Here is a 13,794-nt window from a genome sequence, read left to right on the forward strand (position 1 = left end):
AATTACCGGGATTCGGAGCGCGCGGCACGCATCGCCGGGCGGCTGCGCAACCACTGCCAGGCAGTCTGCGCCAGGCTGGCCAGCAGGTACGCCAGCGCGCCGTAATACAGGCCTATGCCGCGCCCCAGCGCCACACCCACAGCCAGCACCAGAGCCGCCGTCGCCAGGAAAATCGCGACTGATTCGGAAATGCCGCGCGTGTCGCTGCCGTGCATAATCGCTCCCTGGTACCAGCTTTGCATGGCCACCAGCGCGGGAATCGGCAGCAGAATCCACGTTCCCTGAACCGCCACGCTGGATAACGGCTGCGAAAGCGCGCTCAACTGGTTGAAATACAGGTAAGCCAGCGGGGTGATCATCAGCAGCAGGTGCAAGCCGGAGGTGGAAAGCGCCAGGCCGGTGGTAAAGCGCCGCAGGCTGGTGTGCGCGCGCGGCTCGCCCATCAACGCCACCACCACTTCGTTATAGGCGGTGCCAAAACTGCGCAGCACGGTGACCAATGAATAGACCACCGGCCACACCGCCAGCGATTCCAGCGCGCGCGGCATGCGGCTCAGCCCGGCCGAAGCGACAGGCTGCCACAAGAAGCTCATCAGCGAGGTCAGCGCCAGGGGCACATAAAAGGCGAAGAATTTACCCCAGGTGAGCGGCTCTACCGCCGGCGCGGCGCGGATTTCGTCCAACACCGGGCGCACGCGCAGCACAGCGTAGGTGCCTTCCGCCGTCACACTCAACGCCTGCGCCGCTGCCCCCACCACGGCTCCCGGCACCGTCTGCAGACTGTACCCCACCCCCAGCGCCAGCAGATAGGTAACCAGGCGAATCACAGTTCCCACCACCACCGCGTCCGAATGGCCATAGCGGATCATCGCGCCCTGCTCGAAGCGGCGCAGGGCGATGGCCGGCGTCCAGGGGGTCATAAACATCAGCCCCAGCCGCGCCGGTTCAATGATCTCTTCCGGCACGCCCAACAATTGGCGCGTTACAAAATAGTACAGGGGGGTAAAAGCCACCAAAGCATGCAGCAGGCCCAAGCTGACCGCCGCGATGTGCGTGAAGCGCCGCACCTTCAGGTAAGAGGCCCAATCCTTGCTCAGCGCGGTGGATGCTGCCAGCAGCATGATGATGGGTGATTCGATGATCAGCGAAATGGGGTGCACCACGCTGCCGTAGGCCGCCAGGTTGATTTCCGGGTCGGCCAGGCGCGCGATCACCGCGTTCATCGCCGGGAACGCCAGGGTCATCATCAGCCAGCTGGCCGCCAGCGGCCACCAGGTTTTGATAATGCGCCGCAAGGTCAGTGGGCGGGGTTGGAGAGTCATAGTCGGGTTCATAAGCGCAGTGGAAGAAGTATACCCTAAAGCGCCCGCCCTGCGCCGCTCCGTAGAGTCTTTGGTGTACAATCAAAATGCAGTCTGCGAAAAAAAATTGAGGATCACCCGCCGATGAACTCTGCGCCCCCCGCCCGTACCGAATACGCTGTGTCCATGCTGGCTGCCAATCTCTACGGCCTGGCGATTGGCCTGCCGCTGCTGGCCGCCTGCGGCTGGGCTTACACCGCGCGCTGGGGGTTTTCTCCGCTGGCGCGCGCGTTGGAGTGGAGCTTTCCCCGCCCGCTGATACTACTGGGGCTATTTTTAGGCGGAATCCTTGCGCATGAGTGGCTGCACGGCCTGAGCTGGGTGCTGTTTGGCCGCCTGCGCCTCTCGGACCTGCATTTTGGGGTGGAATGGAAAACCCTCACGCCCTACGCCCACGTAAAAACCCCTTTGGACGTTAACATCTACCGGCTGGGCACGATGATGCCAGGCCTGGTGGTTGGGCTGCTGCCCTATCTTTACGGGTTGTGGAGCGGGGAAGCGGGCTGGATGCTGTGGGGCGCGGTGTTCACCTTTGCCGCCAGCGGCGACTTTTTGGTGCTGTGGCTGCTGCGGCAGGTGCCGCCAGCCAGCCAGGTGGAAGATCACCCCACCAAGGCCGGCTGCTGGGTGATTCCCAGCGGCTAGCCTTCTGCGCTGCCGTTTCTGCCGTTCTGGCGAATACGGCGCAGAAAATCCGGGCTGTTCAGCTTTCGTTCCAGGTGATAGGTAAAGTAATATTGCAGTAGTTGTTCCATCTCGCTGCGAATGGGCGCGGGAATATTGGCGCGTTTGCTCTCGGTGTAATTGCTGCGCTGGATATGGCGAAGAAAGCGCAGCGCCTCCACCGAAGCCGGGCGGGCGGTAGGGTCTTGCGGACCGCAGCGCGGGCACAGCACTCCGCCCTGCAGCGCCGAGAAGAACTGGTCTTCCGCTTTGATTTCGGCCCCACAGCGCGCGCAATGAAACAACTGCGGCCGGAAGCCAAACAGGTCCAGCACGCGCAGGTCAAAATAGCGCAGTGCCAGAAACGCGTCTTCTTCTTCGCAGATGCGCCGCAAAGTGGCGGTGAGCAGCTGGTACAGGCCGGGGTCTTCACCCTCTTCATAACCAAAGCGGTCCACCAATTCCAGCACGGTGGCCGCCTGCCCCAGCTTGAGCAGATTGTCGCGCAGCGGCAGGTAGGCCTCCACGGTTTCGGCCTGGGTTACAATCCACATATCCCGCCCGCGCGCCAGCATCAGCGCCACGCGGGTAAACGGCTCCAGGTGGCCTGCCTTGCGCGAGCGCAGCTTACGCACCCCTTTGGCCAGCGCGCGCAGCTTGCCGCGCTCGCGGGTGTAGACCAGCAGCAAGCGGTCAGCCTCACCCCAATCGGAATGGCGCAGCACCACCCCCTCCACGCGCAGCGAGCGAACTTCATTGGGCATGCGGGTTAATCGCGGGGTAAATCTTTGGGAGTAAACGCCCCCGGCAGCAGGCCGCCCACGGTGGTTTCCATGCGCACCTGCCCGTCCTTATCGGCGATATAGACCAGCGTATCCAGGCCAAACTCGGCCAGCACCTGGCGGCAGCTTCCGCACGGCGAACCGCCGTTATCGGTAACCACGGCAATCGCCTCAAACTGGCGCTCACCTTCCGACACAGCCTTAAACACAGCCACCCGCTCGGCGCAGATGGTGGTGGGGTAGGCCGCGTTTTCAATATTCACGCCGTCATACACCTTGCCCGAAGCCGTCAGCAGGGCCGCCCCTACCGGATAATGCGAGTAGGGCACGTACGCCCATTTGCGCGCTTCGATCGCCATTTGAATCAGGCGGTCACGCATTTCAGCGGTCAGCGTCATGGTTTTTCTCCTCCAATAGCGACTCGGCAGGCCGGCGCGCGGCACGCACCAGGCGAATGCGCCGCCCGCTCACCTGTTCCACGGTTAAATTCCAACCTTCAATTGTTACTTCTTCACCACCCAGGGGCACGCCGCCAATCTCACCGTATAAAAATCCGCCCAGCGTATCGGCAATCTCTTTCGTCAGGTGCGTGCCCAGCAGTTCGTTAATATCGTCCAGGTCAATGCGCCCCTGGAATAAATACTCGTCCGCGCTGATCTTCTGGAAGGGCAGTTCTTCTTTTTCGTCATACTCATCGCGAATCTCGCCGACGATCTCTTCCACAATGTCTTCCAGGGTGACCAGCCCGGCCATGCCGCCATACTCATCCACCACCACCGCCATGTGCACCCCGCGCGCCTGCATCTCGCGCAGCAGCTCATCCACTTTTTTGGCTTCAGGGACAAAATAGGCCGGGCGCAGCAGCTCGCGGATGGGGCGAGGATGGCCGTTATCAATTTCAAGCATATCTTTGGCATACAGCAGGCCAATGATTTCGTCGATGGTCTCTTCATACACCGGAAAGCGCGAATGGCCCGACTGGCGCACGGCCTCTACCGCCTGCTCGCGCGTGGATTTCACGTCCAGGGCGAAGACGTCGATGCGCGGCACCATAATCTCGCGGCACAGCGTGTCGCTGAAGTGGAAGATGGAATAGATCATCTTGCGCTCGCCCATCTCCAGCCCGCCTTCCGGCTGTTCTTCTTCCACCCAGTTCTTCAGCTCATCTTCCGTTACCGACCCCGGCGAGCGCACCAGCAATTCGGGTGAGCCCAGCAAGCGCAGCAGCAGCCATGAAACCGGGCGGAACACCCACACCAACACCGCCGAGACGGGGGCCAGGCGCATTGCCCAACCTTCCGGATCGCGCAGAATAGCGCCCTCCAGAGCAAACTCCAGCGCTACTGCCAGCAGCGCGGCCCCCAAAGCCACCAGCAGCAGCACGCCCAGGCCTGCCGCGGGCAGCAGTTGGCTGGCCAGCAGCCAGGCAAACCCGGCCAGAATGAAATGCGCCAGCGCCAGGCTGAAGCGCAAGCTGGCCATCAGGTGCGTCTTTTCCAACAGAGCCAGCGCGCGGTCCACAGCCGGTTGGTTTTCTTCGCGGCGGCTGATCAGATGCGGCAGGCGCGCGTGCACCAGGCTGGCGCGCGCCATCGATACCAGCAGGTCAACCGCCAGCGCGAAACCAAGACCCATCCACAAAAGATTATCCATCGTGCCTTTCAGTTTTCTTCGTCAACGGGCGGGCCGGCACACCCACAACAACCGTGTCGGGGGGCACGTCATGCGTTACCACCGATCCCGCACCTGTTTTACTATTATCGCCGATTTTCAGCGGCGCGACCAGCATGGTGTCGCTGCCAATAAACACATTGGCGCCAATCTCGGTGGGGTGTTTCTTCACTCCGTCGTAATTACAGGTGATGGTGCCCGCGCCAATGTTCACGTCCGGGCCGATCTGCGCGTTGCCAATGTATGAGAAATGGCCCATCTTGGTGCCGGGCCCCAGATACGAGTCTTTCACCTCGCCAAAATTACCCATGTGAACGTGCTGGGCCAGGTGCGCGCCCTTGCGCAGCCGCGCAAAGGGGCCCATATCCACGTCGTCTTCCAGCACGGCCTTTTCCATCACCGCCGCCAGCACCTTGCAGCGATTGCCCACCTGGCAGTCGTCCATCATCGTGTTCGGGCCAATCTGACAGTCTTCGCCGATGTGCGTGCTGCCGCGCAGGTAGGTGTTTGGCCACACCACTGTGTCCATGCCGATCTGCACACTGTCTTCAATAAAGGTGGTGGCCGGGTCAATCAGCGTTACGCCATTGAGCATGTGGCGCTGATTGATGCGCTGGCGCATCACGGCTTCGGCCTCGGCCAGATGCACGCGGGTGTTAATCCCCATCGCTTCGGCGGGGTCTTGCAGCACAATCGCGTTGACCTTCAGACCGTCTTGCGCGGCCAGCGCCACCACATCGGTCAGGTAATATTCACCCTTGGGAGACTTCTTCACGCGCTCCAGCGCGCCCCACAACCAGGCTTCGTTGAAGCAGTAGGCGGCCACATTCAGCTCACGGATGGCAAGCTGTTCGGGCGTGCAGTCGCGCTCTTCCACAATCGCCACCACCAATCCATCGGGGCCGCGCACAACGCGTCCAAAGCCGCGCGGATGGTCAGAGATGACCGTCAGCAGGCTGAGCGCGCCCGTGCTGCCGCGCTGCGCCTCCACCAGCGCGGAGAGCGTCTCGCCGGTCAGCAGGGGCATATCCGCGCTGATCACCAGCACCAGGCCTGCGCTGCCGCTCACTTGCGAGCGCGCCGATTGCAGCGCGTGGGCGGTGCCCAACTGCTGCTCTTGCAGCGCGAAAACCGCCCGCTCGCCCACCACCTCGCGCACCTGCTCGGCGCCGTGGCCAACCACCACTACAATTGTTTCCGCGCCCGCGCCGGCGGCAGCCCGCAAGCTGTACTCGATCTGCGGGCGCCCGCAAATGGGGTGGAGCACTTTGGGTAATTTGGAGCGCATGCGGGTCCCCTGACCAGCCGCGAGAATCACAGCACTAACATTCATTTTGGTTTTCCTCCCAGGCAAGACAGCAGTGTATGAGACAAAAACAGGCTTTGCGCTGCCGACAAAGCGACGCAAAGCCTGTTTTTCTTTTGAGCAGCGAAAGTCTCAGGCAGGGGCGCTCGGATTCGAACCAAGATCAACAGATTCAAAGTCTGGTGTGCTGCCATTGCACCACGCCCCTGTGTTTACAGGTCATCAGGATTGAATTTTAACACAATTCTTGCTAAACTGGCAATAGTGCGGTTGCCTTGTAAGACATTTTGTGCTATAAAATTCTTTATTTATGAAATTTAACTCGCTATTCATCAGTAACCCTGCCAGGACGGTTGTCTCCCAATACAGGCGGCTTTTGAATAGATTGCCTTGATCAGATCAGGGTCGGGCGGTGAGACAGCCCAAAGGGTTCCCCGTCTGCTCCCACATTTTCCTGACAGCCTAAAACCATTTATTGGATGCTTTTATCGGGCATGCCCAGCCCGTTAAATTTTTGCTAGCGGTTTTTATTTGCCCATATCCCACAGGAGAACAGGATATAGAAAGGAGTCACCCTCACAAGCCTGACCGCATACCCTTTCCATGTTGTTTTACTTTCCGAACAATCACCTTTGAGGAGGAACAGAAGATGTCTCGTGTTAAAACCTGGCTGATTATCAGCGTTGTGCTCATTGCCTCCATGCTGCTGGCTGCCTGCCAGCCCGCCCCTGCCGCAGAAGTCCCGGCAGCCGGGACCGAACCGGTTGTGCTGAACATTTGCCGCAGCACCGCCGGCGATATTCCCACCATCGACCCCGCTCTGGCGTGGGACGTGATTTCCATCCAGATCATTGACGAAACCACGGTTGGCCTCACCCGCCAGAACGAAGTAACCACCGAGAATGAACTGGCCATGGCCACCAGCTACACCGTCTCGGATGACGGACTCACCTACACCTTCAAGATCCGTGATGACGTCCAGTGGGTCAAATGGGACGGCGTGGCCAAAGAAGTTGTGCCAGTGCTGGACTGCGAAGGCAACCCGCGCAAAGTGACCGCCAAAGATTTTGAGTACGGTATGCTGCGCACTGCCAACCCCGATACCGGTGCTGATTATGCTTATGTGCTCGGCCTGACGGTAGCTGGCGCTGAAGCCTACTCTGCCGGCGAGGCTGAAGATGCTTCTGGTGTGGGTATCAAAGCCATCGATGACACCACCCTGGAAATCAAATTCCTTGAACCGAACGTGTACAACCTCAGCATCATCGGTCTGTGGTTCACCCACGCCCAGCCTTCCTGGCTGATCGACGGCGACGACTGCACCGAAGGCGTGGGAAACCGCTGGGTAGAGACCGGCTTCTTCCAGGGCTACGGTCCCTTTGTGCTCAAGGAATGGATCCACGACTCACGCCTGACGCTGGTGAAGAACCCCTACTGGCCAGGCGACGCGGTTGTGCCCAGCCCCACCGTTGACCAAATTGTATGGACCACGCTCAGCGGCAGCTCGTGCCTGGCCGAGTTTGAAGCCGGCACCGCCGACATCTCCGAAATCCCCTCCGGCGATTTCGACCGCATCGTCTCGGACACCAAATACAAAGACATGCTCTTCCCCGTCACTGAGCTAGGCACCGAGTTCTACAGCTTCAACACCCAGAAAGCCCCCACCGATGACGTGCGCGTGCGCCAGGCCCTTTCGATGGCCATTGACCGCGAAGCCCTGGTGAAAGTGATCAAAGAAGGCATTGTGGCGCCCTTCTTCACCCACCCCGGCGCCACCGGTGCGCCCAGCCCCGAGAAATTCCCGGAATTGGGTGTGAAGTTTGACCCCGAAGCCGCCAACGCCCTGCTGGACGACTACCTGACCGAAAAAGGCCTCACCCGCGAAGACCTCGACATGGTGCTGATGTTCAACACCTCCGAAGGCCACAAGATGCGCGCGGAAGCCATCCAGCAAATGTGGAAAGAAAATCTGGGCCTCGATGTGCAGCTCACCAACCAGGAATGGAAAGTGTACAAAGTAACCCGCACCGAAGGCGGGGAGAATATCTACCGCTCAAGCTGGATTCAGGACTACCCGGACGCCAACAACTTCCTCATGGAAGTCTTCGGCATCCCCGGCGCCGGTTTCGCGGATGTGGTCGACTGGTCTGGCCCGTCGCATGAAAAGTTTGTGGAAATTCTTACCGCCGCTGCCAAAGAGACCGACCCAGCCAAACGCCAGCAATTATACGCTGACGCTGAGCAGATCCTGGTCAGTGACGAAGCCGTGGTTGCCCCGCTGTACTGGTACAGCAGCCTGGAACTGCGCCAATCACGCTTCCAGATGGAACCCTCGGTAACCGGTTACGAACGCTACGAGAAGTGGACGCTGAAGTAAGCGGCTGAAGCTTCGCTCAAATCAACAGCGCGTGGGGTTTCCACGCGCTGTTTTTTTTATTCTTCCTGGGCATCTTTGGGGAGCAGCCCCAACTGCCGCGCCTGTTCGTAAGAGATGGCCCCCGGCAGGGTTACCCTGCCCGACGAAGGCTCACCGTTGGTGTTTTGCCAGAACGCGTCGGCATCCTGCACCTGCAGCGACTCGCCAGGGTTGGCCAGCAGTGCCTCCAGCGCGCTCAGGTTGTCCTCTTCCGGCGCTTCCCCGGCTTCTTCGGCGGCTGGCGCAGGCGCAGACGGTTCTTCTTGCTGAAAATGCGCGCCCACCTGGCTGAAAGACTCAACCAGCGCCAGTTGGGCTTCCAGAATCTGGCCATACACCTGCGCCGTAAAGCTGGCCGCGCTGCCCACTCCAAATACCAACACCAGAGCGTAATCGCCCACCGGGGCCAGGAACAGATCAAATTCACGGCCGGCAAATACCTGCAGGCTGTGCGGGTGAGCCTCGCCCAGCATGTGGGCCAGGCGGTGATGCGAGCTGTTGGCCGCCATCATGGCCGGAATCCAGCGCTGCTCCACATCAGGGGACGGAAAGTCGCCGGCCTGACCGGTGATCCGCCCGTGATCGTCCAGCACCAGCACCGCCTGAGCTTTCAACCCGGCGCGCAAATTGGCCAGCCATTCTGAAATGGAAAAGGCGTTGTGAGGCGGGCGTAAGGTTTTCTCCGCGCCACGCGGCGATTCCGATTCAAATTCCGACTCGCTCACTTCCAGCGCCGCCGTTACCGCCGCCAGAAAATCGGCCAGCTCCATCGGCTTTTGAAAATAAGCGCGCACACCCATCTTGCGCGCCCGGATGCGGTGTTCATCTTCAGCCAGGGCGGTAATGACCACATAGCGGGTTTGCGGCAAGCGATCACGCAGCTTCTGAATCAAATCCAGCCCGCTCATGCCCGGCAGGCGGATATCGGTTACCAGCAAGTCCGGCGGGTGCTGGCGCGCGTCCAGCATGGCCTCTTCCGCCGAAGGAACGATTACGCTCTCAATCGGGAATGGGAGCGTTTTTAGTGATGCCTGAAGCAGCCTCCCCAGTTCCTGCGCGTCTTCAACGATGAGCACTCTTCGCATACCCCTTATCCTCAATCCGTCAGTGTCAAGGGCTATTGATTCCCCCGCTGCCTTAATTATAGCGGCAAACGCCGCGCGAGGTGAAGCCAGCGGCCATTGCAGATCAAAGTGTAGATCATCAACAAAGAATCAACAGAGGCGCGCGGACCGCGCGCCTCTGCAGCGTTCATTCTGGCAACTGGTTTACTGACAGGCCGCGCCGTAATCCAGACTTTCAATATTCCACATCTGGCTGCGCGCCGAAGCGTCCGCCTCCATCGCACACAGGTCGGGGCGCGACAGGGCGATCTTAATCCGGTAATACAGCGGAATTGCGGGTAGATCGCTGGCGAAGAGGCGCTGCGCGTCAGCCTGGCGCGACGCGTACAACTCGGCCGCGTCGGGGCGTGTCTGGCGCGCCAACTGGCAAGCCGCGTCAAACTGGGCGCTGCTGTACCCCGATACATTCACCCCCAGCCAGTTGTTGCCCGGCGCGGGGATCTGGGCGGTCTCAAAGAACTGGCAGGGCGGCACCACGCCGCTTTCCCAACCAAACTGCGCCAGGTCAAATTTGCGCCCAAAAAGCAGACCGTCTGGGCCGGCCGCGTACAGGTCGCCCGGCTCGTAATACTGCACATTCACCTGCACACCGCACTCGGCTAGGTTTTCGGCCATCAGCTCGGCAATTTTCACCCGCAGCTGCGCCTTGGTGGTGGCATAGTTGATCGAGAAAACCGTTCCATCGGGCACATTCAGCACCCCGGCCGCCGTGCGCGGAGTGGCAGGGTCGCCGTCAAAATCTTTCCAGCCTGCCTGGTCGAGCAGCAGCGCGCCCTGAATGGGGTCATAGGGCAGGGCTGTCAGATCGGCCTGGAAGAGCGGGTGCGACGGCGGCAGATAGGCGGCCGGCACCGAGGAGAAGCCCTGCAGCCAGCGGTTCACAATTTGCTGGCGGTCCATGCACATGGCCAGCGCCTGACGCACGCGCGCATCGGCAAACAGGTCCGGCCGGTCGCCGCTGGCCGGGTTATACCCATCATCGTAGCTGGCGGGTTTAATCCCCAGGCTTACCTGCTCCCATTCCGGGCCAACCGCCACGTATGCTTTAAGCTTGCCTGCTTTTTGCAGGTCAGAAACCACTTCAATCTCTTCATCCATCAGGTCGGCCTGGTCGACCACATCGCATTCACCGCTCAACATGGCCGCCAGGTTGCTGTCAGTTTGCTCGCCGGTAAAGCGGTAGACCAGCACATCAAAATAAGGCAGCCCCTCGCCAGCGCGGAAGTAAGCCGGGTTCTTGACCAGTTTAATATGGTCGCCCGCCACCCACTCGCTGACCACATACGCGCCCCAGCCCAGCGGCGCGCGCGCCGAAATATCAGCAGTCAGCAGGTCGGCCGGCGCGGTCTGGCCCCAGGCATGCTCAGGCAGCGGCATCCAAAACAGAGTTTCATAGCGCTGTGGCATATAACCCGCCACACCCGTCCAGCGGATGGTCTGCTCATCCACGGCTTCGTAGGCGGCGGTGCGGTTCACCTGGTAGCGCGATACCGGCGTGGCCGGGTCGGAGGCCAGTTGGAAGGAATACAACGAATCCTGGGCGGTCAGCGGTGCGCCGTCTGACCAGGTGATACCCGGCCGCAGTTGAAAATCTACCACCAGACGCTCCATCTGCAAGGCAGAAGCGCCGTCCCACTGCACGGCGCAGTCTGGGCCGGTGCAGCCTGCCGGCAGAACGCTGACGCCGGCCCCTAATGCCACCAGATCGCCGTTGACGTTGATCACCGTATCGCCGGCTTTCACATCCACGGCCTCAATGCGCGCGTCTCCGTCTGCCAGGGAGGGCATCTTTTCGAGGATCACCGGCTGGGCCGAAAAGCTGTTGGTATCAAAGGGGCCGTCGTATACCGCCTCCAACACGCTCCACATACTGCGCGAAGACGCTCCATAGGGGTAAAGGGTGGCCGGTTCCTGCTGCAGGCACACCACCAGCGAGCGCTCAGGCAGCGGGGTGGGGGTGGGCGGAACGGGGGTGGCAGAAGGCTCCGATGTAGCAGTCGGCTCTACGGCTGCCTGCGCCTGGCAGCCGGTCAGGACGGCAGCCATCAATATAGCGATGAATATCCAAAGCGTTTTTTGGGAACGCATGCTTACTCCTTGTTCGTTGAAATCCATCCGCGCGCCGCCCAAGGGCGCGCAGGCACGCTTTATTATAACCAATAACCTCCCATTGAACGCGATTCAGGCGCAGATGGAATCTGGGTACTTAAGAAAAAGGCCTTCCCGGGGTGCGGGAAGGCCGAAAGCTGCATGGGGAAAAAGAGAATTACTGCGTGCCCCGCAGGCGCGGGTCGAGCGCGTCGCGCAGACCGTCGCCCAAGAAGTTGAAGGCGAACATGGTAATCGCCAGCCCCAGCGCCGGGAAGATGGTCTGGTTGGGGTAGGTGCGCACCATCTGCGCCCCATCCGAGATCATCGCGCCCCAAGACGGCGTGGGCGGGTTCACACCCAGACCGATGAAGGACAGGAACGCCTCAGTGGAAATATAACTGGGAATGGCCAGCGTCTCGGCTACCACCAGCGGACCTACGATATTGGGCAGGATGTGGTTGAACATGATGCGGCCGTTGGTCGCGCCAATGGTGCGGGCAGCCTCAACATATTCCTTCTCGCGCACCGAGAGCACCTGGCCGCGCGTCAGGCGCGCCATCGTCTCCCAGGCGGTCAAACCAATGCCAATGAAGATAAAGAGCATGCCGCCCATCTTGGCATCTAACTGGCTGATCGCATAGGTGATCGAGCCAGGGTCTGGCTTGGAGAAAGTGGAGCGGAAAAAGGCCATCAACAAAATGATGAACAGCAGGCTGGGGAAGGCGTAAAGCACATCCACAAAGCGCATCATAATGTTATCCACGCGCCCGCCAAAGAAACCGGCGATGGACCCGTAGGTAACACCGATGATGAGGCTGATGATCGGGCCGATAAACGCCACCGTCAGCGAAATGCGCGCGCCGTAGATGATGCGGCTCAGCAGGTCGCGGCCTACATAGTCAGCGCCCAGCGGGTAATTGTTTGAAATGCGCGCGTAGGGTGCCATGGTGGGGAAAACGCTCGTCAGCCACTGGGGAATGGTGTTCTGGTCTTCCAGCACCTGTTTATCGAACGGCGCGGGGGCAATATACGGAGCGAGCACCGCCAAAGCAATCAAAATGATAATGATACTGCCGCCAATGACCGCCGCGCGGTTGCGCAGCAAGCGCCGGAATGCGTCGGCAAAAAGGCTTTCCCGTTTTTGCGTCAGCGGTTGGCCTCCGCGGCTGTGATCTTGAGACTCCACTTTTAATTGTGCAGTCATTTTTCCTCCTCTCAAGCTGCTGCCGAGTATTCATCCGGCAGCGCAATTCTCTCAAAATTTTGGCCTGGCTTAATCGTAGCGGATGCGCGGATCAAGATAGGCGTAAACCATATCGACAATCAGGTTGGCGATGACCAGGAAAAACGCGTAGAGCAAAATCGTGCCCATAATGACCGGGTAATCGCGGTTGGTGATGCTGGTTACAAAATAACGGCCCATACCAGGGATGCCAAAGGTCAACTCGGTTACAAAGGTACCAGTAACCAGGGCGGCAAACATGGGGCCGAGAATGGTAACAACCGGAATGAGAGAATTTTTGAGAGCGTGGCGGGTGATCACCAGATTTTCCCGCAAGCCCTTGGCGCGCGCAGTGCGGATGTAGTCTTCGCGCACCACCTGCAGCAAACTGGCGCGGGTCAAGCGGGCGATAATCGCCGAGCTGCCCAGCCCCAGCGCGATGGCGGGCATAATGGTATATTTCCAAAAACCTTCCCAACTATAGTCGGTGGGCAGGAAACCCAGTAAAAACGGGGGTTTGGTGCCCCAGCCGGTGGGGGGTAGCACTTTTAACAGCACACCAAAAATCCAGATCAGGATCGGGCCCAATACAATCACCGGCACCGACACCCCAAAAATCGCCACCGACATACCCAGGTAGTCGAAAATGGTGTTCTGTTTCAGCGCGCTGAGAATGCCCAACGGCATGCCAATTATAATCGCCACCAGCAGCGCCAAAATACCCAATTGAATGGAGATCGGCAGCTGATCGCGGAAAATGTCATTGACGGTGCGGCTGCGTGAACTGAAGGATGGACCAAAGTTCATCCAATTCACATAAATGCCACCCACGTTAAACTTCAACAAAGCGTCGTCCTCAATGGACAGGGTGGGAGCCGTGGTACTGAATTGCGGAATAAACACATCGTACAGATAATTACCATACTGCACCAGCAGCGGATCATCGAGGTGATACCGCTTTTCCAGGTTGGCCATGATCTCAGGCGGCAGCGCCTTCTCACGGTCAAATGGTCCGCCAGGGACCGCGTGCATCAGGCCAAAGGTAATGGCCGATACCACAAAAAGCACAACAACCATATATAACAAACGTCGGACAATATAACGACCCATGCAGGCCCTCCAAATAAGATTGCACCATCAAACGGTGCGGAGATGAGG

11 protein-coding genes and 1 tRNA gene are annotated in these 13,794 nt (G+C 59.8%); 2 read left to right on the forward strand and 10 right to left on the reverse strand.

Annotated elements, in window-relative coordinates; all coding sequences use genetic code 11:
- Positions 1-2 precede the first annotated feature (2 nt).
- Positions 3-1,322, reverse strand: coding sequence for a hypothetical protein (locus ADN00_RS10875; RefSeq protein WP_075063000.1), 1,320 nt, complete (start codon positions 1,320-1,322; stop codon positions 3-5).
- Positions 1,323-1,445: 123 nt separating this feature from the next.
- On the opposite strand from ADN00_RS10875, the gene ADN00_RS10880 reads away from it, so the two are divergent.
- Positions 1,446-2,006, forward strand: coding sequence for a DUF3267 domain-containing protein (locus tag ADN00_RS10880; RefSeq protein WP_075063001.1), 561 nt, complete (start codon positions 1,446-1,448; stop codon positions 2,004-2,006).
- Here ADN00_RS10880 and recO read toward each other — a convergent pair.
- The 5 genes from recO to ADN00_RS10905 all read right to left on the reverse strand — a co-directional run bounded on the left by recO (position 2,003) and on the right by ADN00_RS10905 (position 5,991).
- Positions 2,003-2,788 (reverse strand): DNA repair protein RecO, encoded by a 786-nt coding sequence (gene recO, locus ADN00_RS10885; protein WP_075063002.1) that lies wholly within the window; start codon positions 2,786-2,788, stop codon positions 2,003-2,005. The two genes, ADN00_RS10880 and recO, sit on opposite strands and share 4 nt — an antisense overlap.
- A gap of 5 nt (positions 2,789-2,793) precedes the next feature.
- Positions 2,794-3,204, reverse strand: a complete 411-nt coding sequence (gene cdd / locus ADN00_RS10890; RefSeq protein WP_075063003.1) for a cytidine deaminase — start codon at positions 3,202-3,204, stop codon at positions 2,794-2,796.
- Positions 3,188-4,459, reverse strand: coding sequence for a hemolysin family protein (locus ADN00_RS10895; RefSeq protein WP_075063004.1), 1,272 nt, complete (start codon positions 4,457-4,459; stop codon positions 3,188-3,190). The genes cdd and ADN00_RS10895 overlap by 17 nt, the downstream gene beginning before the upstream one ends.
- Entirely contained in the window at positions 4,452-5,810 is a 1,359-nt protein-coding gene (gene glmU, locus ADN00_RS10900) for a bifunctional UDP-N-acetylglucosamine diphosphorylase/glucosamine-1-phosphate N-acetyltransferase GlmU (protein ID WP_075063005.1), read from the reverse strand. Before glmU ends, ADN00_RS10895 begins: the two co-directional genes overlap by 8 nt.
- Positions 5,811-5,920: 110 nt before the next feature.
- Positions 5,921-5,991, reverse strand: a tRNA-Gln gene (locus ADN00_RS10905).
- 441 nt (positions 5,992-6,432) lie between these two features.
- Here ADN00_RS10905 and ADN00_RS10910 point away from each other — a divergent pair.
- Positions 6,433-8,160 (forward strand): peptide ABC transporter substrate-binding protein, encoded by a 1,728-nt coding sequence (locus ADN00_RS10910; RefSeq protein ID WP_075063006.1) that lies wholly within the window; start codon positions 6,433-6,435, stop codon positions 8,158-8,160.
- Between the two features lie 56 nt (positions 8,161-8,216).
- Here ADN00_RS10910 and ADN00_RS10915 read toward each other — a convergent pair whose 3' ends face one another.
- From ADN00_RS10915 to ADN00_RS10930, 4 genes are all read right to left on the reverse strand, one after another.
- Positions 8,217-9,284, reverse strand: coding sequence for a response regulator (locus tag ADN00_RS10915; RefSeq protein ID WP_075063007.1), 1,068 nt, complete (start codon positions 9,282-9,284; stop codon positions 8,217-8,219).
- 183 nt (positions 9,285-9,467) lie between these two features.
- Positions 9,468-11,411 (reverse strand): peptide ABC transporter substrate-binding protein, encoded by a 1,944-nt coding sequence (locus tag ADN00_RS10920; RefSeq protein ID WP_075063008.1) that lies wholly within the window; start codon positions 11,409-11,411, stop codon positions 9,468-9,470.
- 178 nt (positions 11,412-11,589) lie between these two features.
- Positions 11,590-12,618, reverse strand: coding sequence for an ABC transporter permease (locus tag ADN00_RS10925; protein ID WP_075063009.1), 1,029 nt, complete (start codon positions 12,616-12,618; stop codon positions 11,590-11,592).
- Positions 12,619-12,687: 69 nt separating this feature from the next.
- Positions 12,688-13,746: an ABC transporter permease gene (locus ADN00_RS10930; RefSeq protein ID WP_075063010.1), complete on the reverse strand. Its 1,059-nt coding sequence runs from the start codon at positions 13,744-13,746 to the stop codon at positions 12,688-12,690.
- Positions 13,747-13,794 lie beyond the last annotated feature (48 nt).

The organism is Ornatilinea apprima (assembly GCF_001306115.1).
GTDB lineage: Bacteria > Chloroflexota > Anaerolineae > Anaerolineales > Anaerolineaceae > Ornatilinea > Ornatilinea apprima.

What these genes read in the sequence shown, in the direction of transcription:
- ADN00_RS10875 (WP_075063000.1), bottom strand. Translation starts at nt 1,322, where the DNA reads ATGACTCTCCAACCCCGCCCACTGACCTTGCGGCGCATTATCAAAACC.
- ADN00_RS10880 (WP_075063001.1), top strand. Translation starts at nt 1,446, where the DNA reads ATGAACTCTGCGCCCCCCGCCCGTACCGAATACGCTGTGTCCATGCTG.
- recO (WP_075063002.1), bottom strand. Translation starts at nt 2,788, where the DNA reads ATGCCCAATGAAGTTCGCTCGCTGCGCGTGGAGGGGGTGGTGCTGCGC.
- cdd (WP_075063003.1), bottom strand. Translation starts at nt 3,204, where the DNA reads ATGACGCTGACCGCTGAAATGCGTGACCGCCTGATTCAAATGGCGATC.
- ADN00_RS10895 (WP_075063004.1), bottom strand. Translation starts at nt 4,459, where the DNA reads ATGGATAATCTTTTGTGGATGGGTCTTGGTTTCGCGCTGGCGGTTGAC.
- glmU (WP_075063005.1), bottom strand. Translation starts at nt 5,810, where the DNA reads ATGAATGTTAGTGCTGTGATTCTCGCGGCTGGTCAGGGGACCCGCATG.
- ADN00_RS10910 (WP_075063006.1), top strand. Translation starts at nt 6,433, where the DNA reads ATGTCTCGTGTTAAAACCTGGCTGATTATCAGCGTTGTGCTCATTGCC.
- ADN00_RS10915 (WP_075063007.1), bottom strand. Translation starts at nt 9,284, where the DNA reads ATGCGAAGAGTGCTCATCGTTGAAGACGCGCAGGAACTGGGGAGGCTG.
- ADN00_RS10920 (WP_075063008.1), bottom strand. Translation starts at nt 11,411, where the DNA reads ATGCGTTCCCAAAAAACGCTTTGGATATTCATCGCTATATTGATGGCT.
- ADN00_RS10925 (WP_075063009.1), bottom strand. Translation starts at nt 12,618, where the DNA reads ATGACTGCACAATTAAAAGTGGAGTCTCAAGATCACAGCCGCGGAGGC.
- ADN00_RS10930 (WP_075063010.1), bottom strand. Translation starts at nt 13,746, where the DNA reads ATGGGTCGTTATATTGTCCGACGTTTGTTATATATGGTTGTTGTGCTT.